Source organism: Nocardiopsis suaedae, from assembly GCF_027706745.1.
In the GTDB taxonomy this organism is placed as follows: domain Bacteria; phylum Actinomycetota; class Actinomycetes; order Streptosporangiales; family Streptosporangiaceae; genus Nocardiopsis_A; species Nocardiopsis_A suaedae.
Genome location: NZ_JAQFWP010000003.1, coordinates 28,989 through 43,152 on the forward strand (window position 1 = coordinate 28,989; position 14,164 = coordinate 43,152).

11 protein-coding genes are annotated in these 14,164 nt (G+C 71.9%); 5 read left to right on the forward strand and 6 right to left on the reverse strand.

Annotated elements, in window-relative coordinates; genetic code table 11:
- Positions 1-210 precede the first annotated feature (210 nt).
- From O4U47_RS02445 to O4U47_RS02460, 4 genes are all read left to right on the forward strand, one after another.
- The gene (locus O4U47_RS02445; protein WP_270675760.1) at positions 211-2,412 is read left to right on the forward strand and encodes a terpene synthase family protein; all 2,202 of its coding nucleotides are present in this window, start codon (positions 211-213) and stop codon (positions 2,410-2,412) included.
- Positions 2,413-2,467: 55 nt separating this feature from the next.
- Entirely contained in the window at positions 2,468-3,100 is a 633-nt protein-coding gene (locus O4U47_RS02450; RefSeq protein ID WP_270676015.1) for a hypothetical protein, read from the forward strand.
- A gap of 317 nt (positions 3,101-3,417) precedes the next feature.
- On the forward strand, positions 3,418-4,773 hold the full coding sequence (locus O4U47_RS02455; RefSeq protein WP_270675762.1) for an AAA family ATPase: 1,356 nt from the start codon (positions 3,418-3,420) through the stop codon (positions 4,771-4,773).
- Between the two features lie 76 nt (positions 4,774-4,849).
- Positions 4,850-5,368, forward strand: a complete 519-nt coding sequence (locus O4U47_RS02460) for an RloB family protein (RefSeq protein ID WP_270675764.1) — start codon at positions 4,850-4,852, stop codon at positions 5,366-5,368.
- Positions 5,369-5,628: 260 nt separating this feature from the next.
- Here O4U47_RS02460 and O4U47_RS02465 read toward each other — a convergent pair whose 3' ends face one another.
- From O4U47_RS02465 to O4U47_RS02490, 6 genes are all read right to left on the reverse strand, one after another.
- Positions 5,629-7,620: a caspase, EACC1-associated type gene (locus tag O4U47_RS02465; RefSeq protein ID WP_270675766.1), complete on the reverse strand. Its 1,992-nt coding sequence runs from the start codon at positions 7,618-7,620 to the stop codon at positions 5,629-5,631.
- Positions 7,617-8,009, reverse strand: coding sequence for an effector-associated constant component EACC1 (locus O4U47_RS02470; protein WP_270675768.1), 393 nt, complete (start codon positions 8,007-8,009; stop codon positions 7,617-7,619). The genes O4U47_RS02465 and O4U47_RS02470 overlap by 4 nt, the downstream gene beginning before the upstream one ends.
- A gap of 269 nt (positions 8,010-8,278) precedes the next feature.
- Positions 8,279-8,593, reverse strand: coding sequence for a thioredoxin (gene trxA, locus O4U47_RS02475; protein WP_270675770.1), 315 nt, complete (start codon positions 8,591-8,593; stop codon positions 8,279-8,281).
- Positions 8,514-8,972: a MerR family transcriptional regulator gene (locus O4U47_RS02480; RefSeq protein WP_270675773.1), complete on the reverse strand. Its 459-nt coding sequence runs from the start codon at positions 8,970-8,972 to the stop codon at positions 8,514-8,516. Before O4U47_RS02480 ends, trxA begins: the two co-directional genes overlap by 80 nt.
- A gap of 25 nt (positions 8,973-8,997) precedes the next feature.
- Positions 8,998-11,088 (reverse strand): sensor histidine kinase, encoded by a 2,091-nt coding sequence (locus O4U47_RS02485; RefSeq protein ID WP_270675775.1) that lies wholly within the window; start codon positions 11,086-11,088, stop codon positions 8,998-9,000.
- On the reverse strand, positions 11,072-11,824 hold the full coding sequence (locus tag O4U47_RS02490; protein ID WP_270675777.1) for a response regulator transcription factor: 753 nt from the start codon (positions 11,822-11,824) through the stop codon (positions 11,072-11,074). Before O4U47_RS02490 ends, O4U47_RS02485 begins: the two co-directional genes overlap by 17 nt.
- A 146-nt stretch (positions 11,825-11,970) precedes the next feature.
- Between O4U47_RS02490 and O4U47_RS02495 the strand changes: the two genes are divergently transcribed.
- A complete protein-coding gene (locus tag O4U47_RS02495; protein WP_270675780.1) occupies positions 11,971-14,052 on the forward strand; it encodes a transglycosylase domain-containing protein in 2,082 nt (693 codons plus the stop codon).
- The last annotated feature ends 112 nt before the right edge of the window (positions 14,053-14,164 follow it).

Below are 14,164 nucleotides of genomic sequence, written 5' to 3' on the forward strand. Positions count from 1 at the left end.
TCCCTGTCGATCCGTCGATTTGTCGACATTTCCGCGCCGCCGGCCGCCCGCGGTCGGGCGCGATCCGGTCCGACCGCATCCCGGTTTCGTCCATTACCGGGAGAATCGGCACAACGTCCCGTTAATCTCCGTTCTCGTTGACGTGGTGTATGCGCTCCGAGCAGGGTTGACTGCGGAGGGGAGTCCCGTGGAGAGAGCGGAGCCGGGCCCATGGCGCAGCCCTATGTCGTCCCCGACCTGTACCGCCCCTATCCGGCGCGCTTGAACGTCAATGTCCACGCGGCCCGCACCCGCGCGAAGGAGTGGGCCAAAGGGGTGGGCATGCTCGCGGGGCCGGGCGGCCGTGCGGGCGGGGAGTGGCCGGAGAGCGAATTCGACGCCCTGGACGCCGGGCTCCTCGGCGCCTACGCGCATCCCGACGCCTCGGCGGCGGAACTCGAATTGCTCACCCAGTGGTACACGTGGCTGTTCTTCCTCGCCGCCCATTTTCGCGGCGAACGCCGATCCGGCGCGGGCGGGGAAGGGCGGGACCGCCTCCTCCACCTCGTCGACCCCATCGGCGGCGCCGGGTCCGGCGGCCACCACGCCCCCTCCCCACGCTCTGCCGCCGAAGCCGGGCTGTCCGACCTCTGGCCGCGCACCGCCGCGATCGCGTCCGATGCCTGGCGGGACGGGTTCGCCGCGGCCACGCGCGCGCTGATCAGGTCCGCCGCCGAGCGGGAGGGGCGGTCGGGCGGGGACATCCCGCACCCGCTCGAACTCTTCGCCGATCGGCGGACCTCAGGGGCCGCCACATGGGCGACGCACCTGGTGGGGCTCGTGTCCCCGGGGGCGCCGCCCGAGCGGGTCCTCAGGACGCCGCGGTTCGCCTCTCTGAGGGCGTGCTTCTCCGACGCCGCGCACTTGGCGAACGACCTGTACTCCTACCGGAAGGAGATCGAGGAGGAGGGGAGGCCGGACAACGCGGTGATGTCGGTGGAGCGCTTCCTGCACCGGTCCCCCCAGGAGGCGGCCGAGCTCGTGAACCGGGTGCGCACGGCGCGTATGCGCAGGTTCGAGGAGATGTCGGCGACGGAGGCCCCGGCGTGGGTGGCCGACCACGGGCTGACGCCGGGGGAGTGCGCGGCGATCGCGGTGAACGTGAAGGGGCTGCAGGACTGGCAGGCCGGGACGGTCGAGTGGCATGAGCGGACCGGCCGGTACCGTCCGACCGCTCAACGGGGAAGCGGCGTCCCGACGGGCCCCGCCCCGCACCCGCCGCCCGTCCTCATCGGCCCGACGCTCCGCCCCCATCCCCACGCCCACTCCCCGACCTTCCTGCCTCCTTCCCTGGACCACCCCTTTCGCCTGCCGCCGTTCGAGCAGCCGTGGGCGCACCGCATCAACCCGCACGTCGACACGGCCCGCAGGGAGGCCCGGAACTGGGCGCGCGAAACCGGTCTCCTGGCCCCGCCCCTCTGGACCGACGCGACCTTCACCGCCGACGACCGGCCGCTCTTCACGGCCTTGACGCGGCCGGACGCGAGCGAGGAGGAGGTGTGCAGGGCGGCCCTGTGGGACGTGTGCCTGGCGGCGATCGATGACCACTTCGTGGCGGCCTATAAGGCCAAGCGGGACGTCCCCGCAGCGCGCGCGTTCGTAGAGCGCGTCCCCGAACTCATGCCGATCCCTTCCTCAACCCCACCGACCCATTCCCCTCTCTCTTCTCTCTCTTCGATCGAGCACGCCATCACGTCCCTATGGCACAAGACATCCGCCGATATGCCCGAGGCCCTGCGCCACCGGTTTCGATCCGCCGTGGCGGACTTCGCCGGCGCGAACCTGTGGGAGCTGGACAACATCGTTCGGGGAAGGCCGCCGGACCCCGTCGAGCACGGGGAGATGCGCCGCACGACGTCGGGGGCGGACCTGTCCATCGCCCTGATGCCCGGATCCCCCGACCTCGACCTTCCCACCGCCGTTCTCCGCTCGGCCCCCCTGCGAACGATGCGCGAGGCCTTCGCGGACACGGCGGGGATCCGGAACGACATCCACTCCTACCGGATGGAGACCGAGGAGGAGGGGGAGGTGTGCAACGGTGTGCTGGCGACCGAACGCTTCCTGGACTGCACGGTTCAGGAGGCGGTCGACGTGGCCTACGCGGCGTTCACCGCGGGGATCGAGGACTTCCAGGAGGCCGAGACAGCTCTCCCCGGCATGCTCGACCGCCTCTCCGCGGACACCGCCACGCGCGAGTCCGTCCACAGGCATGTGGAGGCCTTGAAGACATGGATGGCCGGCGCCAACGAGTGGTACCGGAGGACGCACAGGTACACCAGGCGCCCGACCCCGCCCGCCCACGGCCCCGCCGCTCCCCCCACCCACCCCATCGTGAACCTCGACGCCTCCTACCGCCGCCCACTGACGCTGTAGCCGTGCGAAAGGCGTGACGGGTACGGGGCGAGGGACACTTTGCCGTGTGATCGTGATGCAGCCCGCCTTGGAGACGTTCGCACCCGACGGCTTCGACCTCTGGCCGGTCGCCGAGTTCGAGCCGTTCGGCTTTCTACCCCTCAGCGGCGACCTCTCATCCGCCGAAGTCGGCACGGCCGTGATGTGCATCGCCAACTACAACAGCATCGGCCCCGACGGCGGACGGCCGCCTGAACCGGCCGCCTCACTCGACTCGGTCCTTCGCGGACTGCTGACCTACGAGGACCCCCTCGCGGCGGGCGGACTGCGGGTCACCGACCGTTCGACAGGCGTCACCTTTGAGCCCGGTTGCTGTGACGGTCTGGAGGAGTGGCGCGACTGGCACCGGTTGGTCGAAGACGGCAGCGTGCTCGGATTCGGCCACCCCCCGGTGTCACCGATCGCGGAGCGCTTCGGCGACACGGTCCGGCTCACCGTCAACGCCGAGCTGAGCGACAGCCCGGTGATCGAGCTGCGCGTGACCGAACTCCCCAACCTGCTCACCGGCGTCGAGCGCGACCTGGTCGACTTCCTTGCGCTGGCGGCCGATTGGTCCTCCAGGAACCTGCCCGGCCACAGCGCTCCCGTCACAGCCGCTCTTGCCCGCATCGTCGATCTTCCCGTGCCGCCCATGACGCCGGAGCCTTAGAAGGGCACGGGGCCTACCTTCCCGTCGGCCGGTCGTCCGGCGCGAGTCAGCGCCGTGTGAACGGCCGCCCACCCCGACCTCAGCGCCCGGATCCCGGCTCTGCCTTGGCGAGGCACTTCCGTTCCTGCCGCCGCCCGTTGACGCTGTAGACCCTCCGGATCCCCCTTCTTCCCCAAAGCGGACAAAAATGGGAATGATGGACTTTGTAGTCTGTGCCGGGAAAGCAGGAGAATCGCATCGAGGAGGACTCACTGTGAGTCGCTCTCGGTTACGGTAAGTGCTGAACAGGGCGGGTGTCCGATGGGGAAGGCGAGCAGATGCTCCTGAGTTTTCGAGTCGCCAACCACCGCTCGCTGCGCGAGGAGCAGCAACTCCTGCTGGTTCCTGCCGACCGTGAAGACGCGGACGAGGGGGGAGTGCCCGAGCCGCTACCCGTCGCCGGCCTCTTCGGCCCCAACGCCTCCGGCAAGAGCAATGTCCTCGACGCGCTGGGGTTCATGCGCCGCCTGGTCCGCTCCTCCATGGAGATGGGCGAGCCGGGGAGCGGGATCGCCCGCGACCCCTTCGCACTGAGTCCCCGGTGCCGGGAGGAGCCCTCCCACTACGCGGTCGACCTGCTGATCGAGCGGGTCCACCACACCTACGGTTTCACCATCGACGACGAAGGCGTCGCTGAGGAATGGCTGTACTGGTCTCTGGATGACGGCAGGCCGACCGCCCTCTTCGAGCGCGAAGGAGACCACTTCACCTTCCACCCCTCGCTCCCGGAGACGGTGCGCCAGGTTCAGGAGATCACCGATGTGAACACCCTGTTCCTCACCGTGGCCGCCCGGACGCGCCTGGAGATCGCCCGCCCGGTCTACAACTGGTTCGCGTCGCACTGCCGCCACTGGCGGAGCAGGGGCGGGCGCGAACAGGACCGGCGTGACCTGCTGCGCCGCATCGCGGAGCCGGGGGTCCTGACCCGCCTGCAGGAGCTCATCCGGGCGGCCGATACCGGAATCGAATCGGTGGAGCTCGAATTCGAGCAGCTGGCATTCGACTTCGACGTCCCCGAGAGACCGGCTCGGGATCCCTGGGACAGCAACGTTCCGAGGATGCAGCAGCAGAGCGCCTCCCGCCGCAGGAAGAAGAAGGTCGCCGAGGAGGAGGCCGCCCTGCTCTTCCACCACCGAACGGGCGGTGAAGAGTCGCAGCCGCTGACCATCGACCAGCAGTCCGACGGCACCTGGGTGCTCCTCGCGCTGGGGGTGGAGGTGCTCGACGTCCTCCGGAAGGGGTCCCTGCTGGTGGTCGACGAACTCGATTCCCACCTGCATCCGCACCTGTCGGCCAAGATCATCGACATGTTCAAGGACCGCGGGGTCAACGAACGGGGGGCGCAGCTCGTCTTCTCGAGCCACGACACCGCGCTCCTCGGCTGGATCAGGGGCGGGGAGGTCCTGGACCGCGACGAGGCCTGGTTCGTGGAGAAGGACAAGGAGGGAGCCACACGCCTCTACTCCTTGAGCGATTTCCGGGACGAAGGGGAGAACCCGGCGCTCGCCTACCTCACGGGAAGGTACGGTGCAATCCCTGAGGTCGCCGGGGGACCGGTGGCCGCGCCGGTCCACCCCCCCGAGGAGCAGGATGGCCCCGAGAAGGACGGCCCAGGACAAGGCCTCTTCGAATAGGCCGGATAGGCCCATCAGGCCCACAGGTTCGGCGCGCTTCTCCCGCCGGACCTCCCTGAGGCGGTCAGGCGGCGGTTTGGAACAGCGGCGCCGGATTCTGGTGGTGTGCGAAGGCGAGACGGAGCACGCGTACTTCACCGGACTGCGGGAGAGCGACAGGCGGGAGATCCATCCCTTCCTCCCGGAGAGGGCGAAGAGGCCCCAGCGAGAGAAGGTCGTCGACCACGCCCGCAAGGCGAAGTCGCGCGCGGAGTACTCACAGGTGTGGGCGGTCTTCGATGCCGACGGCCACGACGTCCGGCGCTTATGCGAGCAGGCGGAGCAGGACGGGGTGGGGCCCGCCGTCTCGAATCCGACGTTCGAGGTGTGGTTGCTGCTGCACCACCGGACCACGGTGTCCGGCCGCTCGGCCCAGGCCGTCGGTGAGGAGCTGAAGAAGGCCGTTCCTCACTGGAGAAAGGGCAACGGCACCCAGTTCGCCCATTTCGCGCCGGGCCTGACAGAGGCCTGCGCCAGAGCGAAGAGGTACCCGCCTTACAGCAACCCCTCCACCGCCGTGTGGAAGCTGATGGGGGATCTGGGCATCGAGGCGTAGGCCCAGTCACAGGCGCGGAGGTCAGGGACGTGGATCGGGTCGGTGGGCTGGCGGCAGCGCCCCTCATCTAGCGCTTTCCACCGGCGTGGGGCTGCCGCGCCACACTGTGCCGAATACCGCGAGTGCTGCGTCGTAGAGCACCCCCGGCCGCTTGGCGTAGATGCACGGGGAACCCCGCCCGTGCCTGCCTCGCTCGTAGAAGGTCAGAGGAGCTGAGAGTCACGAGCGGAGGGATCGCCCCTGGCCCTGGAAGGCCGTTCTCAGTGCCGTACGGGCCCTTGGTCGGATCTCTCGGTCGGGAACACGACCTGCGTCCTGGCGAGGCGGTCATGGAAGGCCTGCTTACGAGGGTCGGGAATCAGCGCCAAGGACTCGACCAGGACGAACAGGTGCCCGAGCCCGGGGATGGACTGCGGTAGGCCGAAGACGGCGGCCCGGATCACCACCTGCCGCCGGTCCGGGCGGCGCCCGTTGGAGGCATCGACCACGCAGATCCCCATCGCGGCCATGCCGATCGTGCGTCCTTGGGTTCCGAGCAGCAGGGCGTCGTAGAGGAACATCAGCGCCCCCCAACCGAAGAGCAACACCAAGATCCACAGGGTCATCAGGAAGTCGAAAGGCTGGGAGAGGGGGGCATTGGGGTCGGTCTCCGCTCCCGAGGGGGTGCCGAGGTCGGTGATCGTCACGCCCACGATGGTGCCGAACAACCATCCGGTGGCCCCGACCAGGAGGAAATCGATCAGGCGCGCTCCTACGCGCCGCCCTGCGGCAGGTCGGCGAGGGGGACCGGGAGAGGCGGCCGTCGTGTGCGGTCCGACAGCGGGGCGCCCCACCCCGCCGACGGGCGGATGTGGGCCGGATGGCACGTGGGCCGGGGCCACGGCCGGTCCGACCGGGCGCGGCCGCGACGCCGTCGGAGGTGCCGCCCCCGCTGGCGGAACGGCGCCCGACGCCGGTCTCGGGGGCACCGCCCTCGGGGCATCCGCTCTGGCAGCGGGCACGATCTCGGCGGTCACCATCACCTCGGCCTCCCCGGTCGGCCCGGAGAGCGTCACGGCAGTGTCGATGGCCCCGAGGCGGTTCGTGTCCAGGGTGACCATCAGGTCATCGGGGGCGTCGGGCTGCCGCTCGACGCGCAGCACGGAGGAGTGCGGGTGGGGTTCGCACTCTCGTGCCAGCGGCGGTCCGAGGAGCCGGACCGTCCGCGTCGGCGGGGGAGATCCCTGGGCGATGCGCCCGAACCTCACGACGCCCGGCAGCGGTGCGATGCACAGGCCGTCCAGCACATGCCGGGCGTCGGCCTTGAGTGCCCCCACATCGTGCTCCGTCATCCAGATGAGGGCCTCGCGGGCACGGTCGGCAGCCTCGGTGTCGGCCCCGGTCGCCATCGCCTCCAGGCGGCCGAGTCCCTGGCGCCGCACTGCGGGGTCCTTGTCGAAGAGCTTCTGCACCAGGTCATCGGAGAGCCTCTTGAGCACGCGGTGGTTGAGCGTGCTCCGGGCGAGATAGACGTCCCCCTGGACGTGCATGCTGCAGCTCGGGGTCTGGTTCGGGTTCTCGGCGCGGACGCGCTCGAAGAGGTAGTCGTACAGCTCGTCGAGTGAGACCAGCCCGTCCTCGTTCATGTCGGCCTCGCCCGTCGTGAGGGCGTCGACCAAGGCGCCGGTGAACACCGACGGCGTCGGCGGGGCGTCCTCGGCGAGGTGGCCGCCCTCGAAGGCGTACTCGATCGCGTTCGACGCCGTCACCACCGCCCAACCCCGGCCGCCGGCCATCGCTTCCTCAGGAAAGGTGTCGAGCACATGTGCGTCGTTGGAGGCGCGCAGCCCCATTCCTTCAAGGAAGGCCCCGCCGAAGCAGCAATCGAGGAATAGGACGGAGTTGCGCGCCCGGCAGGCCTGGATGCACTGGCGGACGAACTGTGCGGGGACGGCCGTGGACCTCAGCAGCTCCGGCTCTGTGTCGCGTGCGGCGAAGAACAGTTCGCCCCGGGGGTTCTTCAGCCCGTGGCAGGAGAAGTGCAGGAGCAGGGCGTCCTCGCGCCCTCCCGAGGCGAAGAAGGCCTCAACCCGCCGCGCCACCTCGTGGGAGGGGGCGTCGTGCACCACCGCGACCTCGAAACCTCCGATGGCCGGGTCGCCAAGGACCTGCGCCAGCGCGGCGGCATCCTGCGCGGGGGAGTGGAGCCGGGTGAGATCGGCATTGTCGTAGTCGTCTTGGGCCACGACCAGCGCCCGGCGTACGCCGGTCACGGCTCTGCCCGGGAGGGCTCGCCACCGTGCCGCTGCAGAAAGAGGTCCACGGCGCGGGCGGCCTGGTGGTCGGTGGCCTCCGAGATCTCCAGGACATCGCCGTCGATCTCCAGGCGGACGGAGGGGCGCGGTCTGGCCCGTAGGCGCCAGGCGCGGACCGTCTCAATGACCGAAGGAAGGACGCCCGCCGACTTCGCGGCGATCACGGCCAGGCCGGAGGCGTCCGAAGCCCAGTCCCCGCGCGCGCCCGGCGGCGGCGGGCCCGCGGAGAGGGGACGGACATCGTCGACGTCCAGGTGGTCGAGTTCTTCCCGCAGCCCGTCCACCATCGAGGCGAGGTCTTCGTTGAAGACATCGCAGGAGACGCGGAGCCGAATCGTGTTCTCCATCGGAGTACCTCGTGCTCTCCGGGGGGGAACGACCGGGAGGCGGTCGGCGGAAGTCCTCCCAGTCTGCGCCGCATGCGTAACAGTGGCAACCGATCCGTCTGCATTTACCCTGCTCGCACGGGTTGAGCGGACCGAAGTCCTCGGGGCGGCAGGATGTTGGTCCCGAACTGGGAGCACAGGGAGAAGCCTGCGACGGGTGCCGCGGGGCCGCCGCTGCATCCCCCGGGCGGGGGCTCCGCCCGGGGCGGGGTGCCGGGTGCGGGGACCTCCTAGAAGTGCCCCTCCAGGTCGGACAGGAGGCGGCGCTTGGGGCGGGCTCCGACGATCCTGTGGGCCTCCTCGCCCCTCTTGAGCAGGGTCATCGTCGGGAACCCCATCACCCCGAACCGGGCCACCAGTTCCGGTTCCTCGTCGCCGTTGATCTTGGCGACCGTCAGGCGCTCTCCGTACTCGGCGTCGATCTCGTCCAGGACCGGGGCCAGCATCTTGCACGGCGGGCACCAGTCAGCCCAGAACTCCACCAGCACCGGGCGCTCGCTGCGCGCGACCTGCTCCTCGAAGTCCTCCGTCGTCACGGTGATCATCAGTGCCCTCCTCGAAGGCGGTCATGGCGCAGGCGGGCGCCTGGGCCAGCTGCGCGGCGAACTCCGAGCGCTGCCGCGTCAGGGACCGGATCCGCTCGTCGATCTCGGCGAGCCTCCGGCGGAGGACGGCGACGGACTCCGGGCAGGCGTCCCCCGCCGGGTGCCCCGCGCGCAGGCAGGCCACGAAGGGGCGGGTGTCGTCCAGCGAGAACCCCGCGTTCAGCAGCGCCCGGATCTCGCGGACGAGCCGGACGTCCGACTCGGCGTACTCGCGGTACCCGTTGGCCGCGCGCCCGGCGGTGATCAGCCCCTGCTGTTCGTAGTAGCGCAGCGACCGGGTACTGACCCCGGCCCGGGCGGCGAGCTCTCCGATCCGCATGGCCCTCCTCCCTCCGAGGTGAACGTTAAGCGTTGACGCCGGTGTCAAGGTCAAGTGTGTGCGCGGGGAACCGGAGCGTGAAGACCGACCCTTCCCCCACGGTGCTCCGTACCGACGCGCGGCCGCCGTGCAGGCGGGTGATGCCGTCGACGATCGCCAGGCCGAGGCCGCTGCCGCCCGCCTGCCTGCTCCGCGACTTCTCCGCTCTCCAGAAGCGCGTGAACAGGTGCGGCAGGTCCTCCTCCGGGATGCCGTGGCCCGTGTCGGCGACCTCGATCAGGACGTCACCCGGGACTGTGCCACCGGCCCTGAGGACGCGGATCCCGACGCGTCCCGACGGCGGCGTGTGCCGCAGCGCGTTCTCCAGCAGGTTCCCCACGGCCTGCTGCAGGCGGGCCGGGTCGCCGAGCACCACCGCGCCCTTCGCGGCGTCGACCGCCAGCTCCACGCCCGCCGCCCCGGCCCGTGCCGCGTGCCCCGCCGAGCACCGGCGCGCCAGCGCCCCCACGTCGACCGGCTCCACCGCCAGCCGGAGCCGCCCCGCATCGGCCAGCGACAGGTCCCGCAGGTCGTCGATGATGCGCTGCAGCAGCACCGCCTCCTCGACCAGGACCGACAGCCGCTCCTCGTCCATTTCGGCGATGCCGTCCTGCCCCGCCTCCAGCCAGCCGCGGATGTTGCTCAGCGGTGTGCGCAACTCGTGCGAGACATCGCTGATCAGTGCCTTGCGCTGCTCCTCGGCCCGCTGCAGGTGCTCCGACATCTCGTTGAACGCCGCCGCCAGCCGCCCGATCTCCCCGGAGTCGCGGACCCGCACCGCGACCCCTTCCTCGCCGTCGCGCATCCGCTGCACCGCGCCGGTCAGGGCGTGCAGCGGGCGCACCATGCGCAGCGACAGCACGACGCTCACCGCCACCGTCAGCACCAGGATCAGCAGCACGACCCCCGAGATGCGCAGCAGCCCGTCGCGGGAGAGCATCGGCCCGGCGACGCCCCCGTCCGCGCCCGGCTCGCCCGTGTAGAGCACCGCGGCCGGGGCGACGGACGTGCTGAGCTGCTCGCGGCGACCGAAGTCGATGCACTCCGCGACCTCGGAGGCGGCGGCCTGCTCCTCGGGCAGTGCCCCTGCGCCCGCGCCTTCCCCCGCGCCCGCGCCCGTGTCCGCGGTCGGTGGGACCGGATCCGGCACCGGAGCTCCCGTGTCCCGACCGGTCTCGCCCCGCGGCCACCGTGTCGCCTCGCCCCCGCCGGTATCGCCGCCCGGGTCCGCCCCGACCGGGGCGCCGTACGGCAGCGGCCCGGGGACCGGGACGTTCCCCGCCATCGCCCACATCGGGTCCAGCGCGTAACCGGCCGAGGCGTACTCGGTGCCCCGGAGACAGCCGTCGATCCGGCCGCTCAGGTCCTCCAGGGCGGTCTCCTCGGACGCGACCGGACCGAGCGACGCGTCGAGCCCGCACTCGAACCACATCTCGCCGTGCGTGTCGGCGACAAGGGGCTCGCCGTCGACCAGCACCGTCGGGCGCCCGGAAGCCCCCTCGCCCGCCTCGGCCTCGAGCCCGAACACCGAGCGCAGGCAGGATGCCCCATCGACGGCACCGCGCTCCAGGTCGGCGCGCTCCTCCTCATCGAGGGCGTACGGCCCGATGACGCGCGGGTCGATGCGGTCGCCCTGCTCCTCGCCTGCGCCCCCGAGGGTGACGTCCACCGCGAGCGGGTCCACCACGGACGCGGCGGTGGCGGGCAACGCCTCACCGCTCTGGGAGTCGGCGATGACCGTCCCATCCTGCGTGGTCAGCGCGACGCGGCGGCCCGTCTCCTCGGCCAGCCCGCTCACCCGCGCCCCCACCCCCTGCCACGTGGTGTGCGTGGCGGCGAACCCCACCAGTTCGCCGTGGATGCGGGTGTCGGCGGCCAGGGACCGCCCCTCGGCGTTGCGGATCTCCCCGGACACCCCGCGGACCGCCAGCCACGCGGTCGCGGTGATCGAGCAGACCGCCACCAGCACCGCGCCCGCCAGGACCCGCACCAGCAGGCTGTGCCGGAGCCGGGCGAGGCGGGGGACCCGGGCGCGCGGGGCGCCTCCGGGGCGGCGGCGGTCAGCCCCGCGCCGCATGTCCGGCCTCCGGCCCCGGCCCCAGCCGGTACCCCACCCCGTAGACGGTGGTCAGCAGCACCGGACGGCGCGGGTCGCGCTCCAGCTTGCGGCGCAGGTTCTTCACGTGGGTGTCGATGGTGCGCTCGGTGACGTACCGGTCGATCCCGTGCACGGCCTCCAGCAGCCGGGACCGGCTGAACACCTGTTCCGGGCGTGCGGCCAGCACGGCGAGCAGCCGGAACTCCCCGGGCGTGCACTCCACGGACGCCCCGCGGACGTGCACGGCGTGCCGGGCGGGGTCCACGGCCACCGGGCCGACGCGCAGCACCCGCTCGCCGTCCGCGCCGTTCGCGCCGGTGGGGGTGGCGGCGGGGTCGCCCCGACGGGTGCGCTCGACCCGCCGCAGCAGGGTGCGCACCCGTGCCATGAGCTCCCGGGGGCTGTACGGCTTGGTGATGTAGTCGTCGGCGCCCGAGTCGAGGCCGGTCAGCAGGTCGTCCTCGGTGGAGCGGGCGGTGAGCATCAGGACCGCCAGGTCGGATTCGGCCCGGAGCGTGCGGCAGACCCGCAGGCCGTCCACCTCCGGCAGCATCAGGTCGAGGACGAGGAGGTCCGGACCCATGCCGCGGGCCCGGTCGAGGGCGGACAGGCCGTCGTGGACCACGGCGACGGTGTGGCCTTCGTGCACCAGGTATCGCCGGACCAGCTCGGCCTGGTTCACGTCGTCCTCGGCGACGAGTACGCGGGCGCCCACGGGGCGGCCTCCCTCGGGGGTCGGCGGCATCGAACGCCCCGTAACGATACACAGCACACGAAACCACCACAGCTCCCTCACAAGACCATCACATTCGCCCGCGAGAGTCCCTTCCCGGCATCCACGGCCCCAGGGGAAGGGACGGCATGGGGAACAGGAGGCGGGCCGACCACGTGCGCGGCGCGCACCGCGTCCGGGAGGAGCGGGCGGGACGGGGCGCCCGGCGGAGGCGTCCCCGTCCCGGGGGCGCCCGGCGGGAGCACACGGGGGCCGAACGCGTCGGGCACCGGCGCCGACCGAGGCGGGGGACGCGCTCCGCGCTGGCCGTCGCGCTGCGCACGGCGGTCGTCTTCCTCAGCGTCGGCACGGTGGCCGGGGCCGTCGCCGTCGGCGTGGCCTACCTGCGCACCCCTGGCCCCGCGGACCTGAAGCCGCAGGCCGCCGCCGAGCTCAAGGGCACCAGCATCACCTACGCCGACGGCGGCGAGGCGGTGAACGTCGGGGAGCTGCACCGCATCCCCGTCGAGCGCGAGGCGATCCCCGAGACCGTCGTCGACGGCGTCCTCGCCGCGGAGCAGCGCGACTTCTACAGCGAGCCCGGGGTGTCCCCGGCCGGGATGGCCCGCGCGCTGCTGTCCGGCGGCACGGCGGGCGGCGGCTCGACCATCACCCAGCAGATGGCGCGCAACTACTACGACGTGCTGTCCCAGGAGCGCACCCTCACCCGCAAGTTCAAAGAGATCCTGATCGCGGTGAAGGTCGCCCGGAGCATGCCGCGCGACGAGGTCCTCACCACCTACCTGAACACCATCTACTTCGGCCGCAACGCCTACGGCGTGCAGGCGGCGGCGCAGGCCTACTTCGGCAAGGACGCCGAGGAGCTGGACCGGGCCGAGGGCGCGTTCATCGGAGCGGTCATCCAGCAGCCGGGCAACTTCGAGAACTACGGCGCCGACCGGGAGGCCGACCGGGTCCTGGAGAAGCGCTGGCGGTACGTCGTCGACGGCATGGCGGCGATGCACGAGGACGACCCGGACCGGGGCCTATCGGCGGCCGAGGCCGAGCGGCTGGAGTTCCCAGAGGTCCGCGACTACCGCCCCGAGGACCGGCTCACGGGCTACCGGGGGTACATCAAGGCGGCGGTCCAACGGGAGCTGCGGGAGCGGTACGGCATGTCCGACGCGGAGATCGCGGGCGGCGGGTACGTGGTGCGCACGTCGCTGGACCGGCGGCTGATGGAGGCCGCCGACGCCGCCGCCGAGGAGGGGATCGCGGGGGCGCCCGAGGGCACCCGGGCGGGGCTGGTCGCGATCGACTCGGCGACGGGGGAGATCGTGGCGTTCAACGGCGGCGCGAACTTCGTGGAGGAGACCGACCCGTCGCTGACCGACCGCACACAGGCGGGCCCAGCGTTCAAGCCGTACGTGCTCGCGGCCGCAGCCGAGCAGGGAGAGGACGTGTTCGGCCTGATGGCGGAGGCGAGAGCGGCCGACATCGAGGCCCTCCACGCTGCCGACGGCTCCTCCGAAGGCGTCCCCGCCGACGCCCTCGCCGATCGGGGCCCCGGCATCGGCACGGGGACCGGCGGGCTGCTGCACCGCGATCCCGACGCCGACGACGCGCTGTTCGTCGGGCTCACCGACGAGATCGGTCCGGAGGCGGTGACAGAGACCGCCGCGGCCGCCGGAATCGCTCCGGAGCAGTTCGAGACCGCCGCGGTGGAGAACAGCATCGCCGTCGGCACCTTCCAGGTGAACGCGCTGGACCAGGCCCGTGGGTACGCGACGCTGGCCGCGGACGGTGTCCACCGCCCGGCGCACATGGTGACCGAGGTGGCCACCGGGGACGGCGAGGTGCGCATGCCCTTGGACGCCGACGAGGTGGCCGACGGGGCCGCCGCCGTGGACCCGGCCGCCGCGCGGGCGACGGTGCACGCGATGACCGAGGCCACGGCGCGTGCCCCCGGCCTCATCGAGGGGCGGGCCGCGGCCCACGACGTGGCGGCCGTGTCCGGGGGGTACGGGACCGGCGAGGGATCGGCCTGGTTCGTGGGGGCGACCCCGTCGTACTCGGTGGCCGTGGACGTCTTCCGCCCGGACGGGGGCACCGTCGCCGCCGAGGGCCGGTCGGGGACCGAGGCCGCGGCGCACACATGGAACGCGTTCACAGACGACCTGCTGAAGGACGTGGAACCGCAGCGTTTCCCGGCGGCCCCGACCGACCGGTGAGCTGATCCGAGAGGAAGAACGCAGGTCGGGGCCGCTCAGGTGTGCTTCCTGCCTTTCCGAGCGAGACCGCACAAGCTCTGCGCTGCGATGTTCACTGCGAAGCACTGCTTTG